Consider the following 18547-nt stretch of genomic DNA (forward strand, 5'->3'; position numbering starts at 1 on the left):
ATGAGCAATGCTGATATTTTACATTTCACCAGCCAATCTCTCTGGTTAGTGTTAATCCTTTCCCTGCCGCCGGTACTCATGGCTGCGGCAGTGGGAACATTGGTCTCGTTGATCCAAGCGCTCACTCAAATACAAGAACAAACATTGGGTTTTGTCATCAAATTAGTTGCGGTCATTATCACCCTGTTCGCTACAGCTACCTGGCTTGGCAACGAACTCTATAGCTTCGCCAATATGACCTTTCTTAAGGTGCCGCTGATCAAATGACCTTACCAGAACTCCAGCAGCAAATGCTGGCTTATACCCTGTTGTTACCTCGCATCATGAGTTGCTTTGTGATATTTCCTGTGCTCAGCAAACAGATGCTAGGTGGTGGATTAATCCGCAACGGCGTAGCTTGCTCATTAGCCCTTTATGCTTACCCAACAGTAGCAGGCAGTCAGTTGCCCACATTAGCTAGCCTAGAGTTGACACTGTTGCTCGGTAAGGAAGTTCTGCTTGGTCTACTCATCGGCTTTATTGCTTCTATTCCATTTTGGGCAATGGAAGCCACTGGTTTTATTATAGATAACCAACGGGGAGCAACAATGGCGTCAGTGCTCAACCCTTCTCTGGGAAGTCAAACCTCACCCACGGGTCTGCTATTGACTCAAACACTGATCACACTTTTTTTCTCTGGCGGCGCTTTTCTTAGTCTGCTTGGCGCTTTATTTCAAAGTTATAACAGTTGGCCGGTAACACAGTTTTTCCCCCACGTCACCAACCAGTGGCTCCATTTTTTCTACGGCCAGTTTAGTTATCTGCTGAAACTCTGCGCCCTGATGGCCGCTCCTTTGCTAGTCGCCATGTTTCTGGCGGAATTCGGGCTAGCGCTGATTAGCCGTTTCGCTCCTTCTCTCAATGTTTTCGTGCTAGCAATGCCAATCAAAAGCGCAATTGCCAGCCTGTTACTGGTTATCTATATCCAGTTATTGATGCATCATGCCTACGATAAAGTGCTGTTAATTCTCTCCCCAGTGCGCATGTTAATCCCTATCCTGGAGGCGCCATGAGTGGAGAAAAGACGGAAAAGCCTACCCCGAAGAAACTCAGAGATGCCAGGAAGAAAGGCCAAGTAACCAAAAGTAACGAAGTCGTCTCTACCTCCTTAATCTTGGGGCTAATCGGCATGATGATGGTCATGTCTGAATACTATTTAGAGCATCTGAGTAAACTGATGCTGATCCCGGCTAATCTGCTGGATAAACCCTTTCCCCAAGCCTTAAACCATGTGGTTGAAAACTTGATGCAGGAACTAGTCTACCTCTGCCTGCCAATTCTGGGCGTTTCCGCTTTGCTATCGTTGGCATCACACTTCGCCCAATACGGTTTTCTACTGAGCGGACATTCCATCAAGCCAGATATTAAGAAGATCAATCCTGTTGAAGGCGCTAAGAGAATCTTCTCTATCAAGAGCCTGGTGGAATTCATCAAATCGATACTCAAAGTGGGGCTGCTCTGTACCTTGGTCTGGGTGACTCTGGCAGGCAATCTACAAGCGCTGCTGAACCTACCGGAATGTGGGGAAAAATGCATTATCCCTGTACTCGGAATCATGTTAACCCAGCTCATGACCGTATGCGGCATGGGGCTTATCGTAATCTCTATTGCCGATTATGCCTTTGAACACTACCAACATATTAAACAGCTTAAAATGAGCAAAGACGAGGTTAAACGGGAATATAAAGAGAGTGAAGGCAGCCCAGAGATCAAAAGCAAACGACGCCAATTTCACCAAGAATTACAATCAAGCAATATGCGCGCTAGCGTCAAGAATTCATCAGTGATCGTCGCCAACCCAACTCACATTGCCGTAGGTATCCGTTATAAGAAAGGGGAAACACCGTTACCCCTTATCACGCTCAAGTTCACCGATGCTCAGGCCCTACAAGTTCGACGTATTGCCGAAGAAGAAGGTATTCCGGTGTTACAACGGATTCCTCTGGCACGTGCGCTTTATCAGGATGGCCTGATCGACCACTATATTCCTGCCGATCTCATCCAAGCTACCGCAGAAGTTTTACGCTGGCTAGAGCAGTGGCAAGATCGTGCTCCTGAGCTGTAACTCGCCACTCGCATATACGAACTGAACATTGGCATTAAAAATATTTCGCCAATGTTCAATACAAATGAAATATAATTCAGATTTGTTTCTTAATTATTACGATTCAATCACATAATAACAACAAATTTAATATAAATAAAAATTACTGCTAATAACCCAACATTACTTAAACAATATTGTAATAAACAATCCAATTCGGTTAGGTTGATTTTATGTTTTTATCGATTGATCAAATAGCTGAAACCAGATTGAATTTATTAATAAGTGATTTATATTACGCGTAGCTATTTGAATTTCACTTTGCGCTGACTTCTATAGCTATTGATTCGTTAATATTACCCTAGCCATTACTCATTACAATTACTAACATATTCTGAATTACCAATAGATTGTCTGAATAATAAGGAGATAACTATCAATATCAATCAAGACAAAAGACTCGGTTTATGACTCAGGGTGCAAAATTTATAAGCAATCGTTATCGTGTGAAAAATTGATCGCTTTTCACTCTTCGTTTATAAAGTGTTTATAAAACGTGAGAATAATACGGTATCTGGACCAAGGAACATAATAGGCCCACGAGTAAAAACCATTTTAATTAAAAGGTGCTATAGTTAACCATCAGGTTAAATACATAAACTATTCTTCCTGTCTATTTCAGACAGCGAAACCAAAGAAAATATCTATTAATAATAATAATGTGATTTGTATTTTTAAGACATACACCAACAGGTCCAGGACAATAGAATGAACGGCATCACAACATCAGGGAAGGGAATGGATATCTCGCTATTCCAACGTAGCATGCCTGCCTTTAACGTTATAGAACATCCTCAGGAAGGGATATATATCCTGCTCGAAGGTGAAATGACATGGCAGGATAGTACCAATACCTACGATATCTCCCACAACGAACTGCTTTTTGTTCGTCGTGGCAGTTATGCAGCAAAAACGCGTAGTGATACCTGTAAGTTACTCTGGTTGCCTCTAAGCACTACTTTTCTCCACGGTTTTCTGCAACGTTTTGGTACTTTGCTCAGTGAGGTCGAGCGGCACAATATGCCAACACCCGAATTAATTGCACTTACCTCATCGCCTTTGTTGTCTCAAAGTATAAATGGGCTGGTGGATCTACTGGCTCATGATTACCCCGCAGCATTGGGCCAACTCAGAACAGAAGAATTGCTATTGTTACTAGCATTTGGAGAACAGGGTACTTTGCTCATGTCAGTATTACGACAATTGAGCAACCGCCAAGTGGAACGTTTGCAGAGTTTTATGGAAAACCATTACCTTAAGGAGTGGAAACTCAGTGAATTCGCTAAAGAATTTGGTATGGGATTAACCACCTTCAAGGAGTTGTTCCGTTCAGTATATGGAATATCACCACGCGCCTGGATCAGTGAACGCCGTATTCTTTATGCACACCAGTTACTACTCAATAGCGAGATGAGTATTGTTGATATCTCAATGGAAGCGGGATTCTCCAGCCAATCCTACTTCACTCAAAGCTATCGGAGACGCTTTAATTGCACCCCCAGTCGAGCCAGGTATGGCAAAGAGTAACGATGGGCTAAAATAATCTGACGTTTTTTACAAGTTAACTATTGGCCTGACAGATAAAATAAGGCTATTCCTAATTTAATCGACAAGAGTGACTAGCAGCAAGATGAGCATAGCATGAGCCAGCAAGAACATAATCAGACTCGAACCAGCATGTTTCTCGGCCGCAAGATCTCTGTTATGCAGTCGGGAATTCCACGCCGGGATCAGTTACTCGGAAAATCATCGGCTATTCAGTATCAGAATAGAGACATTATTAATAGCCAACAGTTTATTTTATTACAACGCTTGCTACCCAGACATCTGCTGGAAAGCTTGATGAAGTCCGTTTGGTTTCGTAGACGGTTAAATTGCGGACAAGCTTTGCGGCGTGATGACCTACAACAGCTCATCAGAGCGGCGGCAGAACCAGAATGTGACTGGAATAAGGTATTGGGCGACCGCATAAACTTGGCTGACAGACATCTTTTACAGCATTGGGTATTACAGCCGCTATTTGACTGGTGGCTCCGTCTGTTGGAGCCAGAGATAGATTTCTGGTTCACTGAATTTGATCAGTTACAGATCCAAGAGCGGCAACTGCGTGCTAAAACGCATTTTTGGCAGCAAGCTGAAAATATCTCATCTCAATGCCGGGAACAACATCATCAAGAGGTTATATCTTTGCAAACCGCGCTTAACCAACGCAAACAACTATTAGAAAAACTGCTGTTGACAACGGAAACCCAGGCTCGCGAAGCATGGCCCAACTGGTTTACCGGGCTGGACGCACTCCAGACTGGCAACGACCTAACCACTTTTACACCGGTTCCCGAAGCACTGTCATCCTGTTGGGCGTGGCTAACCGCTTTAGAACATGACAGCGAGTCGGCCATTCACTTGCAAAAATGGCTTTGCGCCCGTGTTCTTTGCCTGCCACAGGACAGTTTTTATTGGCAATCGACGACGACCTAATTATTAGAGGAAACATGCAAACTCTACTCAATCATTTGGCCAGTCGCTTGGGCCAGCAGCCTTTCGTTTCCGATAGACAAGGGCATTACCATTTGCACATTGATAACTACAACCTGTTTCTTCGCCAACAGGGAACTGAACTTGTGTTATCCAGCCCGCTAAGCTGGCGTCATAATCCAAAAGATCCGTCAAGCGCTGAACTACTGAAAAGACTATTGCAACAGGTTACACGTTGGGGACGCTATGCTCCCCACGCGCTGACCTTAGATGAATCAGAGAATCTTATTCTGGAAGCACGCCTTAACCTTGATAGTTTGGATGTTCAAATACTGGAACAAATGCTAACTCTGCACGTTGATTTACTGGAACAAGTCATGACCCTATTGTCGGAAACCCAATCCGTCCCGCAATGGAAACAGGCAATATGGCAGCCATGAAACCGTTCCAACGGCTGTGCCGTTCCTTACTGTTGTCGTTGAGTATCAGCGGTGTGATACTCCCCTCTGCTTATAGCCAAGATCTAGATTGGTTTCCTACGCCTTATCACTATCTGGCAAAAGGAGAAAGCCTGCGGGATGTACTGGTTAATTTCGGTGCTAATTATGAAGCCTCAGTGGTTGTCAGTGATAAGGTGACCGATCAGGTTAACGGCTATTTTGAGCAGGATACTCCACAGGAATTCCTGCAACATTTATCTTCTCTCTATAATCTGGTTTGGTACTACGACGGCAGCGTGCTGTATGTATTCAAAAACAGTGAAATACAATCGCGCCTGCTTAAGCTTGAACAAACTAACGCAACGGAGCTACAGCAAGCCCTAAAACGTTCCGGTATTTGGGAACCGCGCTTTGGCTGGCGGCCTGATCCAAGCAACCAACTGGTTTACGTATCAGGCCCTCCCCGTTATCTCGAACTGGTTGATCAAACAGCATCTGCACTGGAACAGCAATCATTGCTGCGTAGCGAAAAAACGGGCGCCTTGACCGTGGAAATTTTCCCGCTCAAATACGCCTCAGTGGTCGATCGCAAGATTCAATATCGTGACACCAGTATTGAGGCGCCTGGCATAGCCACCATTCTCTCCCGTCTGCTCAGTGATACCAATGTGACCGCTGTTACTGGCGAAGCATCATCTTCTTCTATGGGAGGGAACTATTCAAGCCGCGCTGTCGTACAGGCAGAACCCTCCCTAAATGCCATTATTGTACGGGATAACCCGGAAAGAATGTCCATGTACGCCCATTTGATCAACGCACTGGACAAACCCTCCGCCCGGATTGAAGTTGCTCTTTCCATCGTCGATATCGACGCTAACAATCTTTCAGAACTGGGGGTTGATTGGCAAGTCGGCATCAACACTGGGCCTCGCCACATTATTGATATCACCACCTCCGCAGGGGAAAAAAAGGAGGGCAAGGAAAAAGGCGAAAGCATCGGTTCAGCCGCATTAGGTAGCCTGGTCGATCGCCGTGGTCTGGATTACCTGCTCGCCAAAATAACTTTGCTAGAAAGTAAAGGAAGCGCTCAGGTGATTTCCCGCCCAACGCTTTTAACACAGGAGAATACGCAAGCCGTCATTGACAACAATGAAACCTACTACGTGAAAGTGAATGGTGAACGGGTTGCCGAACTTAAAAGCCTTACCTATGGCACCATGCTACGCATGATCCCTAGAGTCATCCAAGTCGGAGATTCTCCTGAAATCAGTTTAGACCTGCATATTGAGGATGGTAACCAGAAACCTAATAGCTTAGGCCGGGATGGCATCCCGACTATCAGCCGAACCGTTGTCGATACCGTCGCCAGAGTTGGGCATGGGCAAAGTTTGCTGATCGGCGGTATCTACCGCGACGAAATGAACCAAACAACACGCAAGGTGCCATTTTTAGGCGATATCCCCTATCTGGGCGTCTTGTTTCGCAATACCAGCGAGCAAGTTCGGCGATCAGTACGCTTATTCATTATTGAACCACGTCTGATTGATAGTGGGATAGCCCATTATCTCGCTCTCGGTAACGGACAAGATCTCCGTCCTAAATTACTGGCAACGCAAGATATCTCTAATCAGAGCTTATCGCTGAATAAAGCATTGGCTAGTGCACAATGCCAACCATTATCCTCGGCCCGTCAAGTACAAGAAACCCTACGGCAAGCCGGTAAAAGTTCATATTTAGACTCATGCCGAATGGGTAAAACTTACGGATGGCGAATCATTGAACAACAATGTTCATTGAAGGAAACCTGGTGTGTTCGTGCGCAAAATAAGGCGAACCAATGAGTTGGAAAATTCGCTTTTACCGCGGACTAAATAAAAGTATTGAGGTCAATTTAGCTGAGGGGCGTTTAGCCATCGGCTCAGACCCCCTACAGGCAGATATTGTTCTGGTGGATGAAGATGTTGCTCCTGTGCATCTCATCTTAGAAGTCGAACCAGACTCAATTCGCCTGTTGGAATGGGCCGGTGAAGTCGCACCAAGTCAGAATGGCGAACCGCTATCATCGGGCGCCACATTGCAAGCATTGGCCCGTCAGGAGGCTGGCCCGTTGTTGTGGGCTTTTTGTGACCAACAACATGTATTTCCAAGCCAACTCGCTGAACCGACGGCTGCACCACGCCAGCGCCCTGCCCGCCAAAATCGCAGCCGGGTAGCAGGCGGGATGTTGATACTTTGTCTGGTATTGGCACTCGGTCTTCTGGCATTGCTTGGGCATGAAGGATGGCAAAGGAGCAACATGTCTAATGGCCTCGCCGAGCAAGAACTACGCCGTTTTCTCAATGGCGATTCAGCCTATCGCCAGGTGAGCGTACAAATGATGCCCGATCACGGTCCGCTGTTACTCAAAGGTTATGTGAACCTCAACCAACAACGGCTAGCGCTGCAACAGTATCTTGATGTTCACTCTCTCAGTTACCGACTGGAGTTACGTACTATGGAAGAGCTACGTCAGGGGGTGGATTTCATTTTACAAAAATTAGGCTATGCCCAAGTCCAGAGCAGTAATGGCAAACAACCCGGTTGGGTCCGCCTTACGGGAGAAGTCACTGATACCAGCCAGCAATGGAACGATATCGAGTCACTACTCAAACGTGATGTTCCGGGCTTACTCGGCATAGAAAACCAGACCAAGTTCACCGGTAATCACCTCAAGCGACTGGATATGTTATTGGCTAAACATGATTTACCCGACACGCTGATCTACAAGGATAAAAATGATCGCATTGAGTTTACAGGTCAATTGGATGAACACCAGACGCATAACTTCTACCGCTTACAACAGGTATTTAAACAAGAGTTCGGCAGCCGACCAGCACTGGTATTGCTGAATAATAAACAGCTCACCCGCAATGATGAACTCAATTTCGACGTCCGGGCCGTTTCCTTCGGGCGTGTACCCTATGTGGTACTTAAAAACAACCTACGTTACCCGGTTGGCGCAACCACAGAAAACGGTTTAAGAATCGAAGCCATCCATCAAGATGCGATTGTTATTATCAAGGGTGGACAACAATTTATCGTCAAACTTAACAGGAGCCCAGCTTCATGATGACATCCCTGGAAGCACGACTGTTTGGTGCTGATCCCACTTATGTCAACGAAATGCAACACCGTCTCGCTCAAGCGCTGAACGATATCAAACAACGCCTGAGACGCGGCGGTTCAGTACAAGAATACCAACAATGGCAACTGGAGGCTGATGCCATCCAAGCCGCAATCACAATACTTAACACAACAGAAGGAAACCATCATGGCTGAAATTTTCACCTCCGCAACAACAGTGAATACCCTCGATAAAGTTGCTGACCAGTTAAAAGTAAAAGCTAACGCAGCCAACGCAGACGTCGATGCAGCAGTCACCGCCCTCAGTACCGCGACAGGCCCTGATAACCCCGCTTTGCTGGCTGATTTACAACACAAAATCAACAAGTGGTCGGTAATCTACAACATTAACTCCACTGTCACTCGGGCTATGAAAGACCTGATGCAGGGTATATTACAGAAGATCTAATCATGACACGTTCACTCAAAGGGCTACTGGCAGATATCGCTCTGGTTGGAAGCGGCCATCACTGCCATGACGAAGCCAATATTATTGCTGATTGGTTGATGTCAATCGAAGAAGGACAAGAAGCAGCAAACCTGATTCGACTCTCTTCTTTGACGAATCAAGGCAAATATCAACAGGCTCTGGATTTTGGCCGGGATCTTCCCTGGCCCAGTCTAGAGCCGTGGTTAGCTTTGTGTGAGTGGCGTCTGGGGCTGGCATCAGCCCTGGAACAAAGACTGACGCGAATGGCGGGCAGCGACGATCCACAACTACTCTCCTTTGTTGACGGCATGCGGGAACAACTGGCTCATGGTTAGGATTGAAGGACCGTCCCATAACACCATGCCGCAACCAACGGTACAGCCTTCGGTCAGTTCAGGGCATCAGCATAGCTTTGAACAGGCACTGAAAACTACGCCTGATCAGCAAATGTTGAAAGAGCGCCAACAACGCTGGCTTCAGGGAGAACCGCTGGAAAACGTTTTAGGCGACTTCGATCCAGCGACACAACGCAAAGTGATATGGCAGTGGTATCAGGCTTTATCGTCTGATAAACAGCCGTCCCAACGTGCTCAGTTGGAGGCCAAGCTGATTGCCCCGGTACAAGAGCGCCTATGGTCGCAGTTTGGTGGTTTAACAGGCGAAATCAAGCCACCACTGGATCTACCAGAACTTAAAAAAATTGTTCGTGAATTCGCCCCCACCGGTCAACAACAGCAGACAGTTCTTCTTGAGGTACTTGGCAAAATTAAGCCTATTCCTGGCCATGAGTACCTGACTGACCTTATCAAACGGGAGTTAAAAACGCTGATCCCCCTTAATGGTATGGTGACGAACATGATGCAAAACTCACACAAACCTGATTTGGAAGAATAATGGACCAGCCACAACATCGTAACACAAGGATAGACAACCTAAATAAACTCAACACACCTCAAATTCGGAGGAACAATGGATCTACCACAGATAAGCGAGACACTGATAACCAGCTTGGATGAACTCAACACATCTCAGGCCAGTGCCGAAAATATTGCGAGTTTTGAACATGCTATGTCCAATCAAGATCAAGGGATTGAAAACAATCTGATCAATGAATTGGGTCAGCTCAGACAACAATTCACTCAGGCTAAACAAGAGTTGGAAGCACAGCTAGCCGTCTCTGGTAACGATCCTAACAGCCTGATGCAAATGCAGTGGTCTCTGATGCGAATCACCCTGCAAGAAGAGCTGATTGCCAAAACGGTAGGACGACTTAATCAAAACATTGAAACCCTAATGAAAGCCCAGTGAGGAGCTGTGAAGAAACACTATATAATTTGCGTTATGCTCGCTGTCCTGATGCTAACTGGCTGTAAAATCGAACTCTACACCGGTGTCAGCCAAAAAGAAGGCAACGAAATGTTAGCCTTGCTCAGGGAAGCGGGCATTTCCTCTGATAAGCAGCCAGACAAAGATGGCAATATAAAACTGTTAGTCGAAGAGTCTGATGTAGCACAAGCTGTTGAAGTGCTCAAACGTAAAGGATATCCACGGGAGAACTTCTCTTCGTTGCAAGATGTCTTTCCCAAAGACGGCCTTATCTCCTCGCCAATAGAAGAGCGGGCTCGGCTCAACTTCGCCAAAGCACAGGAGATCGCCCGAACGCTTTCTGAGATCGACGGCGTGCTGGTAGCGCGGGTACACGTTGTTTTACCCGAGGAGCAAGACAAACTGGGTAAAAAACTATCGCCAGCCTCTTCTTCGGTGTTTATCAAACACGCAGCGGACGTGCAACTCGACACTTACATTCCCCAGATCAAGCAACTGGTTAATAACAGCATTGAAGGTCTGAATTATGATCGGATCAGTGTCGTGTTAGTGCCCGCAGCGGGCGTGCGTCAGGTACCGTTGGCGCCACGCTACTCCACGCTGTTTTCTATCCAAGTGACTGAAGAATCACAGGGGCGCCTGATCGGGCTGTTGGTGCTGTTATTAGCCCTGTTGTTTGTCAGTAATCTGGCGCAATTCCTGTGGCATCGAAGCAGGATGCAATAATGGCAACAGCACTAACGCCCTATCAGTTTCGGTTTTGCCCTGCCAGCTATATTCATTCTGACCACCTATCACCAGAATGGCTTGCAGTTTTATCTTCCCTACCTGAGTGGCGGAACTCTCCCAGGCTCAATGGGCTATTGCTAACCCAATTCGATCTGAATGTGGATTATGAATTACCAACCGGGTTAGGAAATATCGCCCTGTTAGAACAATCGCGCTTAGAACAACTTCTTACCTGGCTAGGAGCCTTACTGCACGGGCAAGCTATCCGCCATTGCCTGTTGGCGACAGAACTTCGCCACTTACACGATTCACTAGGAAAAGAGGGGCATCGCTTCTGCTTAAAGTATCTCGATATCATTATCGGCAACTGGCCGACTGGCTGGCAACGCTCATTACCACCAGCAATCAATGCAAACTATTTTCGTACCAGTGCCTTACAGTTCTGGCTAACGGCGATGGAACCTCTTGCTATCGATTTCGCTAAGCGCCTGAATTTGCGGCTTCCCCCTCATGAAAACCTTCCGGCCTGGCCTATCAGCCAGGCAGAACGACCATTGGCACAAGCGTTGTGTCTCAAATTGGCTAAACAAGTGAACACAGAATGTTACCATTTATTAAAATAACAACAGAGCATCTTCAACTATCTCCTGAACTCCAGATACTGCGTAAAGCGGACTATCAGACCTGTCTTAGCGCCAAATCTCTGCTTGATGCCGCCCGGGTGCAAGCACAAGAAATTGAACGTGACGCGCAGGCAGTGTATGAACAACAAAAAGAGCTAGGCTGGCAAGCAGGTATTGATGCCGCCCGTGCAGAACAAGCTAATCTGATTCATCAAACCCAGTTGCAATGCCAACAATACTACCGGCAAGTCGAACAACAGATGAGCAATGTGGTCTTACAGGCTGTGCGCAAAATCCTAAAGAATTATGACCAAGTTTCTCTTACCTTACAGGTGGCCCGTGAAGCCCTGTCATTAGTCAGTAACCAAAAACAGGTTATCTTGCGCGTCAATCCTGAACAGGCCGCAGCAGTACGCGAACAGATATCACGGGTACACAAAGATTTCCCTGAGATAGGCTATCTAGAGATCACCGCCGATGCTCGTCTCGATCAAGGGGGCTGTATTTTAGAAACGGAAGTCGGGATCATTGATGCCAGTTTGGATAGCCAATTAGAAGCGCTGATGTCCGCCATCAATAACCAATGGCAAAGTTAACGACGCCATCACGTTTCAAAGAGGTAACCGGTTTTCGACGGAAAGTGAAAATTTCTTCTGCCGTTATTAATATTCTCTATTACGACAAAACATTATGATTCACTCTATACCCTATGGATTTCAAGATGCATCGCGACGGCAAGGGAGAGAATCCCCAGGAGCATAGCGAACTATGTGACCGGGGTGAGCGAGTGCAGCCAACAAAGAGGCAACTTGAAAGATAACGGGTATATCTGATATCCAAGCGTATACCCCTTGGCATAATCTCAAAAGAAACCATTTAAGGAGTGACCATTGTCTCCCATCTCAGGTATTAATCACCAAAGAATATTTCCTACCCAACAGCTCGATACTACAGCGGTTAATCAACAACAAGGCGAACTGTCGGGTAAATCTCTGAAAGTCTCTTCACCAAGACCAGGGTTGTTAGAGCGCCTTTCAGCGACGATTCAACGCAATCTACCGGGCCACTCCATGCTTGATCGCCAATTGACCACCGATGGCAAGAAGAATCAAGAGAGCCGCTTCTCGTTCAGCATGATAAAGGACAGAATTGTTCACTTTGCGGTGAGCGCCAAGTTAGGCAGTGTGCGAGATTCTGCCAATAAGCACGGCGGCGAAGTGACTTTCAAGTTCGCCCAGACCAAAGGTACCTTTCTGGACCAAATCATGAAACATAGTGACACCTCCGGCGGGGTTTGTGAATCCATATCCGCTCACTGGATAAGCGCTCATGCCAAGGGTGAAAGCGTTTTCGATCAGCTCTACGTGGGCGGCCAAAAAGGTCAGTTTCATATCGATTCTCTGGTTTCCATTAAGCAGTTACAGATGGATGGTCTAGATCCATATGCCGAGCAAAGCCAAATAACCGAATCCTGGCTCCGTGAGAACGGTATCCAACCACGAAGTCCACTTGAAGTAAGCGGCGAAACTGGCAGCAAAGGTACAAAAGATCTATTAAACGCCATCCTGGATACCGGTGATAAGGGATCAGGCTACAAGAAGATCAGCTTCGAAGGACAAATGGCCGGGCATACCGTAGCCGCCTATGTAGATGACCAGAAGGGTGTTACCTTCTTCGATCCCAACTTCGGCGAGTTCAACTTCCCGGACAAAACCTCATTCTCCAACTGGTTCTCTCAAGATTTCTGGTCTAAATCCATGTACAACAAGGAAATCGGACTAGGTCAAAATTTCTACGTTTTCAACTTCGAGCCTAAAACACAATGACACACAACTATCACCAGCTTATAGAAACGCTATTCTCTAAACTTGGCGTACCTGCATCTCCTACTGACGATGATATCTACACTCTGGAAGTCGATGGACGTTTTCAGGTATTGATTGGCTGTTATCACGACAACTGGCTACAATTGTTCTGCGAATTAGGGTCCGAAGTCAGTCATGCCAACAACCTTTTTGGACAACATTGGCCCGCACATGTTCAGGGAGATTTGGATGGACAAGCCATTCTATGGTCGCAACGCCCCTTGACCGAAGTAGATGTAGCTGAACTACAAGCTTGGTTAGAACGATTTATTGATGATATTGAACAACGCCTGACACCTAACACAACCCAACAGCCTAAAAATCTGCCGCCTTCCTTGATGCGGGTTTGATCGCTAAATACAAGCCACTACCGGGATATAAGTTCAATGGAAACTTCAATATTTGGTTCCTCTTTAAACTGTAAGGTAAAAGTTAAATAAACCAAATGGAGAATCAAATAAAATACTACTCTGTCACCATGCAAAAAACCCGCAACTAAGCGGGTTTTTACTTATTAACAACTTTAACTACTCAGAATATTATCTTCATCGCTATCGTAAAGTCGCTAATAGATTTAAGCAGTTAAATTAAGATAATACGATAACATTTACTGCGGATGGACCTTTAGCGCCATTCTCAATAGAGAATGAAACTTCTTGCCCTTCTTCCAGTGTTTTGAAATTATTACTCTGAATGGCTGAATAATGGACAAATACATCTTTGCTGCCATCTTTTGGAGAAATAAAGCCAAAACCTTTATCGTTATTGAACCATTTTACTGAGCCAGTCATTGCATTAGACATAGAATTTTCCTTTAATTTTATTAAGTTGCCATAAGGCATTATGAGGTCTGTTTTTCAGTTTTACTTATGGGTACTAATTAGAAGGAATTCGCAATGAAGTGGTATCGGGGATAACGCTAAATGGTGAACTGCTTTAACTTTCTTTTCATAAATAGGTCTGTACTTCCAAACCAGTGACGCTATTAAATCACATTGATTGGTCATTAGCAAATTTTAATTTCATTTATTTTTTTCTATTTGGTGTTTACCTTTTCCTAAATTGCTGCTTTGTTCATATTGCATAGTTTTACCATAGCCATAACTAACTAAATTATAAAAAGTTTTTATCTACAAACCCCTATTTTTCAAAGTTATAGCAACTGATTTAAATTTACAATTTATCCCTAACAACCTAATCAGGCTACAATCCGTAGCCTGAGATTCATGAAAACAAAGTTAACATCCATCAGTCTTTAAATAACCATTGCAGTTCATGAGCTGTGATACCTTAAAAAACGGGAAAAACTGAGTACGGTTATCGATAACTTGTCCATTAACAGCACGACATAGTGCTGAAATAGAGCAAAAACTATCTCCTATTTCCGTGATGTATAGAAACACTAGATATATCCCATTGCGCAATATAATCTTGATCAGTTAGTTCAATAGACTTATCGGCTCCACTGCCTACATTTGCGGCAGACGCAATCCGGATAAGTAATGCTCCTAACATAAACTTCTTCATATTTATGTATCCTTAGAGAATCATGCATTTCTCATATAACGGATATTGACAACATACATTATTATAGCTAATTGAAATTGCTTTTCATGGCTATTTTAGATATGTTAATATTTTTCTTAAGCAATATTTTATTTCTGAATAAAATCATATGATCAATATTCTTAGTGGATGGGAGAATTTCATATATCCACACTAAAAAAGTAGTCCATTATCCACATAATTATAAGTCAATTAGAATATAACATGAAAAAATCACATATTAATTTCAAATGGTTATCATTAGATATTATGCTATTTTTCTTACAAGATTCTAATAACTAAATATGAAGTTTCATTAACCAGACATTTATTCATTCGATAAATCAATATGGGGAAATACCAATCAAACAGCACTAAAATTTAACTTTACAATACAGTGATGATACTATTTCAAAACCTACTGTGAAATAGATAAATATCTTGATATTACCGTTAGCATAAAATAATAACAAAATCACAATAAAATTAACCTACATTACTCCGATTGAATTTATTTTTAATAAGATAAAAATGAGAAAATATAAAATAAGATCGTACAACGCCTTGAAATTCACATATTTTGAACTATATTTATTTTAATTATGTTTAATTATGAAAAAATATTCATTCCTATGAGGAGTTAAAAATGAGCAAAGATTTTACTTGGAGCTCCGATATATCTCAGACATACACTAAAAGAGATGGAACCCAAACCATCAAACTACCACCATCTAACTCCTTTGATAAAGAGGATAACACTAATTTTACTATGGAAGCTCCAGGTGAAATATTAACACTACAAAATAACTCTGATAAGACATCTATTTATTGGCCAGTATTTCATGGAAATATGGCTGATGATGGTAAAATATTCAACCTAGATATATCCGCCGGGACACTAAAAGTAGACTATACATCAGAGAATAGGGATCATACAGTTGCTTATTTGGGGTGTGCTGAAAATGCCAGCTTTAATCTTAAAGATTCTGGTATTTTAAAAATCACAAATCCAGGAACTGTATTTATGTTTATCGATTATATCACTTTAGACAAAAATAAATCACCTAAACTAACAATGTCAGGAAACAGTCAATTCGAAATAAAACAAATAAAAAAGATACAGTCAAATTCTCCCGCTTTTATTTTCTTAGCAAGTGATATTTATCTGCATGGATCATCTCAGTTCACTCTTGAAAGTAGCGACCTTTACTTAGGCGATGGAAATTTTAATTATTGCAATATAAATATATATGATAATTCAATCGTGAATTTATCTAACAACGGTATAATGTTAAGATATGGTATAGACGAAGGAAAGACAAAATTTAATATCAGATCTGGTGCTTCATTATTAAATATATCATCTTTTTCTGGAATCAATTTTCCGATTGATCTCGACAATGTAAAATATCCTGAGGGTTTATTCCATTTCATTACTACAGAAGGAGAAAATAAAGGAAAAGTAATGATTGATATCCCAACCCCAGACTCGAAGAATACTAATTTCGGGGATAAAATATTTAGTAAAAAACTCATAGCTCTTGATGATAAAATAGGAGTTCAAGAATATTTTAATGTTAGCTATGGAACTGCAATCCGCCAAGGCCATCAAGTTACAACTATAAAAATATCACTCAAACCAGAATATCAATCACCTCGAAAGTAAATGTAAAATACGCAGCAAGTAAGAATTAATTTTCTTCTTTATGGTACAATGCTGAATAAGGCACTGTACCACTCAACATCAATAATGCAAATTTGCAATATTCTATATTATCCCCCAAAAACCATACCCCATTTTCTACTATCCATCCTAAAAGAACAATATCAGGAAGAACATATTAACGATGACAATCACCATTAGGTTAAATAAAAATTAAAATGCCTGAGCCACATTAAATATATGACTCAGACTTTAATTGTCGCTTAGTTTAAATTGTCCAAGCGTTTGGCGTCAGTTAATGAAGCGTAACTTTGAACTAAAATTTAAAAACGACAGAATCATTCAAGAAAGTATATTTCTCGGCACACCATTATTTCTCATCATATATTGTCGGAACAATAGATGCTTTATCTGCTGAATCACTCAGCTTAAATATTAAAAGCTTGCCTCCACCCCCCCCATTAACGCCCCTCATTTCTTTCGCATGATCATAATGAAACTCTTTACCAACATAAAACTTAATAATATTTTGATCACTTTCTAGATCTTGGAATACCCAAACATTCTGAGAATCTTCTACGTCATCAGTTATAGTGCTGTATAGAAGTACATCTTTAGGATCACTATGACGGTTTATCAATGGAATTGGCGTACTTCTAGACTGCATAGATCCTGAATTTATAATCGGATATATCGTCATGTCATCAACAGTAGCACGCAACCCATCTTCTAGGGTATTTTGAATCATTTTAACAGTTGTAACTTTTAACGAATCAAGGATTTTCTGAGCGTCAACACCATCTATTTTTTCCATCATTTCATTCACCTATATAATTAATAAATTAAATAAAAATCATGATAAAGTTTTGAATAAAATTAATATTCACATAAAAATATAAAATATTACATCTAATTTAATTAAGTTGATGAATTAATCTTTTTCCGCCTCCTTAAATTTAAATATGATTTTTAATGGTAAGCTTCACTCTTTATTACAAGAGTAAATTACTATTTTTATCCATCATGTTACATTAGTGATTAAATATAGCTTAAGAGCTATTCTTGTCCACTAAATTTTTAAATTATTTTAAACAATTAGATTGGACACTTTCATTCCCAAAGCAAATCTCATAATATAAATAAGATACATTACCTCGAACTAATTATTATTTCATAACAAAATTGACAACCATAAGAACTAAAATCTTCAATAAACAGATGGACTTAGATTTAGTTTTTTAATGATTGTTGCATTACAACTCATTTCATAATTAAATTCCTCATTCTGTACACAATATCTTTAGATAATAATCCCTCTTAACGATAAAATACGAAATAATTAAAAACCTCCCCTTCTGTAATTTGATAAACTCACGAAACAACTGATTAGTCCAATCTGTCCCTCACTATCTATATTATTATCTGTATAAATCATCCATTCATTTTCGAAAATGAGCATCATTTAAGTTATTTCTAAAATAACAACACAGGTAATTTCAAACATCTGCTTCATACTATAAAAATTCTAACTTAAGAAGTTCACCATCCTATATTAATACATTGTCAGAACGATATCTGAATCTTCTTCATTAATTATCAAATATTTATTTATACCACCTACACTATTACCTCGAACTTCTTTTGCTTCTCTGTAGATAAAATCTTCACCGACATGATACATAATCACGTTTCCCTCTCTCCTTGAATCTTGAAACACCCAGATCTTCTGATTATTCTCCGGAAGATCTGTCACAATAACGAACTTAAGTATATTTTTAGGATCTGTACCAGGACCCGCTAACCGAATTAGCGCACCTGCTGCTCGTGCAGAATTATCGGGTACAACTCCTGGTGGTTGAGCCGTGTTTCCAATACTTACTTTCACATTATTTAGTAAGTTATTTTTCACCATTGTAATAAACGTGTATTCAATTCTATCAATAATTTTTTCTAACATTTCATTCACCTATTTTTTAATAAATTAAATAAAAATTTTATAAAAAACTTCCAGTTTAATTAATAAATCAATTTTTTATCACCTCCTTTTTCTACAAAACAGCTCAATCTAAGCAATAAAATTAAAAAAATATTTTTTCAGGAATAATGTTTCATAATAAAAACAAGATAATATTACAATATACTAATT

General features: G+C 42.0%; 22 protein-coding genes. 19 read left to right on the plus strand and 3 right to left on the minus strand.

Going from position 1 to position 18547, the window contains the following annotated elements:
* The 18 genes from sctS to V2H77_RS08770 all read left to right on the plus strand — a co-directional run bounded on the left by sctS (position 1) and on the right by V2H77_RS08770 (position 13543).
* Positions 1 to 267 (plus strand): type III secretion system export apparatus subunit SctS, encoded by a 267-nt coding sequence (gene sctS, locus V2H77_RS08685; protein ID WP_049582485.1) that lies wholly within the window; start codon positions 1 to 3, stop codon positions 265 to 267.
* A complete protein-coding gene (gene sctT, locus V2H77_RS08690) occupies positions 264 to 1052 on the plus strand; it encodes a type III secretion system export apparatus subunit SctT (RefSeq protein ID WP_341498480.1) in 789 nt (262 codons plus the stop codon). The genes sctS and sctT overlap by 4 nt, the downstream gene beginning before the upstream one ends.
* Entirely contained in the window at positions 1049 to 2104 is a 1056-nt protein-coding gene (gene sctU, locus V2H77_RS08695) for a type III secretion system export apparatus subunit SctU (RefSeq protein ID WP_341498481.1), read from the plus strand. The genes sctT and sctU overlap by 4 nt, the downstream gene beginning before the upstream one ends.
* A 747-nt stretch (positions 2105 to 2851) precedes the next feature.
* Complete coding sequence (locus V2H77_RS08700) at positions 2852 to 3670, plus strand: helix-turn-helix transcriptional regulator (RefSeq protein WP_049582489.1); 819 nt, start codon at positions 2852 to 2854, stop codon at positions 3668 to 3670.
* Positions 3671 to 3784: 114 nt separating this feature from the next.
* A complete protein-coding gene (locus tag V2H77_RS08705; protein WP_341498482.1) occupies positions 3785 to 4621 on the plus strand; it encodes a T3SS regulon anti-activator ExsD domain-containing protein in 837 nt (278 codons plus the stop codon).
* Between the two features lie 14 nt (positions 4622 to 4635).
* A complete protein-coding gene (locus V2H77_RS08710; RefSeq protein ID WP_341498483.1) occupies positions 4636 to 5058 on the plus strand; it encodes a YscB family type III secretion system chaperone in 423 nt (140 codons plus the stop codon).
* Positions 5046 to 6899, plus strand: a complete 1854-nt coding sequence (gene sctC, locus V2H77_RS08715; protein ID WP_341498484.1) for a type III secretion system outer membrane ring subunit SctC — start codon at positions 5046 to 5048, stop codon at positions 6897 to 6899. Before V2H77_RS08710 ends, sctC begins: the two co-directional genes overlap by 13 nt.
* Positions 6896 to 8167, plus strand: a complete 1272-nt coding sequence (gene sctD, locus V2H77_RS08720; protein WP_341498485.1) for a type III secretion system inner membrane ring subunit SctD — start codon at positions 6896 to 6898, stop codon at positions 8165 to 8167. The genes sctC and sctD overlap by 4 nt, the downstream gene beginning before the upstream one ends.
* A complete protein-coding gene (locus V2H77_RS08725; RefSeq protein ID WP_049582494.1) occupies positions 8164 to 8376 on the plus strand; it encodes an EscE/YscE/SsaE family type III secretion system needle protein co-chaperone in 213 nt (70 codons plus the stop codon). The genes sctD and V2H77_RS08725 overlap by 4 nt, the downstream gene beginning before the upstream one ends.
* The gene (gene sctF / locus V2H77_RS08730) at positions 8369 to 8629 is read left to right on the plus strand and encodes a type III secretion system needle filament subunit SctF (RefSeq protein WP_132345823.1); all 261 of its coding nucleotides are present in this window, start codon (positions 8369 to 8371) and stop codon (positions 8627 to 8629) included. Before V2H77_RS08725 ends, sctF begins: the two co-directional genes overlap by 8 nt.
* A 2-nt stretch (positions 8630 to 8631) precedes the next feature.
* Complete coding sequence (locus V2H77_RS08735) at positions 8632 to 8985, plus strand: YscG family type III secretion system chaperone (RefSeq protein ID WP_341498486.1); 354 nt, start codon at positions 8632 to 8634, stop codon at positions 8983 to 8985.
* The gene (locus V2H77_RS08740; RefSeq protein WP_341498487.1) at positions 8978 to 9544 is read left to right on the plus strand and encodes a YopR family T3SS polymerization control protein; all 567 of its coding nucleotides are present in this window, start codon (positions 8978 to 8980) and stop codon (positions 9542 to 9544) included. Before V2H77_RS08735 ends, V2H77_RS08740 begins: the two co-directional genes overlap by 8 nt.
* 75 nt (positions 9545 to 9619) lie before the next feature.
* The gene (gene sctI / locus V2H77_RS08745; RefSeq protein WP_132345819.1) at positions 9620 to 9958 is read left to right on the plus strand and encodes a type III secretion system inner rod subunit SctI; all 339 of its coding nucleotides are present in this window, start codon (positions 9620 to 9622) and stop codon (positions 9956 to 9958) included.
* 6 nt (positions 9959 to 9964) lie between these two features.
* Positions 9965 to 10702: a type III secretion system inner membrane ring lipoprotein SctJ gene (sctJ, locus tag V2H77_RS08750; RefSeq protein ID WP_376712544.1), complete on the plus strand. Its 738-nt coding sequence runs from the start codon at positions 9965 to 9967 to the stop codon at positions 10700 to 10702.
* Positions 10702 to 11328, plus strand: coding sequence for a Yop proteins translocation protein K (locus tag V2H77_RS08755; protein WP_341498488.1), 627 nt, complete (start codon positions 10702 to 10704; stop codon positions 11326 to 11328). Before sctJ ends, V2H77_RS08755 begins: the two co-directional genes overlap by 1 nt.
* Positions 11307 to 11924 (plus strand): HrpE/YscL family type III secretion apparatus protein, encoded by a 618-nt coding sequence (locus tag V2H77_RS08760; protein WP_341498489.1) that lies wholly within the window; start codon positions 11307 to 11309, stop codon positions 11922 to 11924. Before V2H77_RS08755 ends, V2H77_RS08760 begins: the two co-directional genes overlap by 22 nt.
* Before the next feature lie 294 nt (positions 11925 to 12218).
* Positions 12219 to 13154, plus strand: a complete 936-nt coding sequence (locus V2H77_RS08765; protein ID WP_341498490.1) for a YopT-type cysteine protease domain-containing protein — start codon at positions 12219 to 12221, stop codon at positions 13152 to 13154.
* Positions 13151 to 13543 (plus strand): CesT family type III secretion system chaperone, encoded by a 393-nt coding sequence (locus V2H77_RS08770; RefSeq protein WP_265378786.1) that lies wholly within the window; start codon positions 13151 to 13153, stop codon positions 13541 to 13543. The genes V2H77_RS08765 and V2H77_RS08770 overlap by 4 nt, the downstream gene beginning before the upstream one ends.
* 237 nt (positions 13544 to 13780) lie before the next feature.
* On the opposite strand, the gene cspE is transcribed toward V2H77_RS08770, so the two are convergent.
* A complete protein-coding gene (gene cspE / locus V2H77_RS08775; RefSeq protein WP_021323801.1) occupies positions 13781 to 13996 on the minus strand; it encodes a transcription antiterminator/RNA stability regulator CspE in 216 nt (71 codons plus the stop codon).
* A 1388-nt stretch (positions 13997 to 15384) separates the two neighbouring features.
* Here cspE and V2H77_RS08780 point away from each other — a divergent pair.
* The gene (locus V2H77_RS08780; RefSeq protein ID WP_341498491.1) at positions 15385 to 16404 is read left to right on the plus strand and encodes a hypothetical protein; all 1020 of its coding nucleotides are present in this window, start codon (positions 15385 to 15387) and stop codon (positions 16402 to 16404) included.
* 367 nt (positions 16405 to 16771) lie between these two features.
* Here the strand turns inward: V2H77_RS08780 and V2H77_RS08785 are convergent, their stop codons facing one another.
* Positions 16772 to 17218, minus strand: coding sequence for a hypothetical protein (locus V2H77_RS08785; protein WP_341498492.1), 447 nt, complete (start codon positions 17216 to 17218; stop codon positions 16772 to 16774).
* Between the two features lie 735 nt (positions 17219 to 17953).
* Positions 17954 to 18358: a hypothetical protein gene (locus tag V2H77_RS08790; RefSeq protein ID WP_341498493.1), complete on the minus strand. Its 405-nt coding sequence runs from the start codon at positions 18356 to 18358 to the stop codon at positions 17954 to 17956.
* Positions 18359 to 18547: the final 189 nt, after the last annotated feature.

The organism is Photorhabdus sp. P32, from assembly GCF_038085095.1.
Classification (GTDB): Bacteria; Pseudomonadota; Gammaproteobacteria; order Enterobacterales; family Enterobacteriaceae; genus Photorhabdus; species Photorhabdus luminescens.

Coding starts and splice junctions, on each gene's coding strand:
- V2H77_RS08760 (WP_341498489.1), top strand. CDS start 11,307: ATGTTACCATTTATTAAAATAACAACAGAGCATCTTCAACTATCTCCT.
- sctI (WP_132345819.1), top strand. CDS start 9,620: ATGGATCTACCACAGATAAGCGAGACACTGATAACCAGCTTGGATGAA.
- V2H77_RS08740 (WP_341498487.1), top strand. CDS start 8,978: ATGGTTAGGATTGAAGGACCGTCCCATAACACCATGCCGCAACCAACG.
- sctD (WP_341498485.1), top strand. CDS start 6,896: ATGAGTTGGAAAATTCGCTTTTACCGCGGACTAAATAAAAGTATTGAG.
- sctC (WP_341498484.1), top strand. CDS start 5,046: ATGGCAGCCATGAAACCGTTCCAACGGCTGTGCCGTTCCTTACTGTTG.
- V2H77_RS08725 (WP_049582494.1), top strand. CDS start 8,164: ATGATGACATCCCTGGAAGCACGACTGTTTGGTGCTGATCCCACTTAT.
- V2H77_RS08770 (WP_265378786.1), top strand. CDS start 13,151: ATGACACACAACTATCACCAGCTTATAGAAACGCTATTCTCTAAACTT.
- sctF (WP_132345823.1), top strand. CDS start 8,369: ATGGCTGAAATTTTCACCTCCGCAACAACAGTGAATACCCTCGATAAA.
- V2H77_RS08710 (WP_341498483.1), top strand. CDS start 4,636: ATGCAAACTCTACTCAATCATTTGGCCAGTCGCTTGGGCCAGCAGCCT.
- V2H77_RS08780 (WP_341498491.1), top strand. CDS start 15,385: ATGAGCAAAGATTTTACTTGGAGCTCCGATATATCTCAGACATACACT.
- sctT (WP_341498480.1), top strand. CDS start 264: ATGACCTTACCAGAACTCCAGCAGCAAATGCTGGCTTATACCCTGTTG.
- V2H77_RS08735 (WP_341498486.1), top strand. CDS start 8,632: ATGACACGTTCACTCAAAGGGCTACTGGCAGATATCGCTCTGGTTGGA.
- V2H77_RS08700 (WP_049582489.1), top strand. CDS start 2,852: ATGAACGGCATCACAACATCAGGGAAGGGAATGGATATCTCGCTATTC.
- V2H77_RS08705 (WP_341498482.1), top strand. CDS start 3,785: ATGAGCCAGCAAGAACATAATCAGACTCGAACCAGCATGTTTCTCGGC.
- sctS (WP_049582485.1), top strand. CDS start 1: ATGAGCAATGCTGATATTTTACATTTCACCAGCCAATCTCTCTGGTTA.
- V2H77_RS08755 (WP_341498488.1), top strand. CDS start 10,702: ATGGCAACAGCACTAACGCCCTATCAGTTTCGGTTTTGCCCTGCCAGC.
- sctU (WP_341498481.1), top strand. CDS start 1,049: ATGAGTGGAGAAAAGACGGAAAAGCCTACCCCGAAGAAACTCAGAGAT.
- V2H77_RS08785 (WP_341498492.1), bottom strand. CDS start 17,218: ATGATGGAAAAAATAGATGGTGTTGACGCTCAGAAAATCCTTGATTCG.
- cspE (WP_021323801.1), bottom strand. CDS start 13,996: ATGTCTAATGCAATGACTGGCTCAGTAAAATGGTTCAATAACGATAAA.
- V2H77_RS08790 (WP_341498493.1), bottom strand. CDS start 18,358: ATGTTAGAAAAAATTATTGATAGAATTGAATACACGTTTATTACAATG.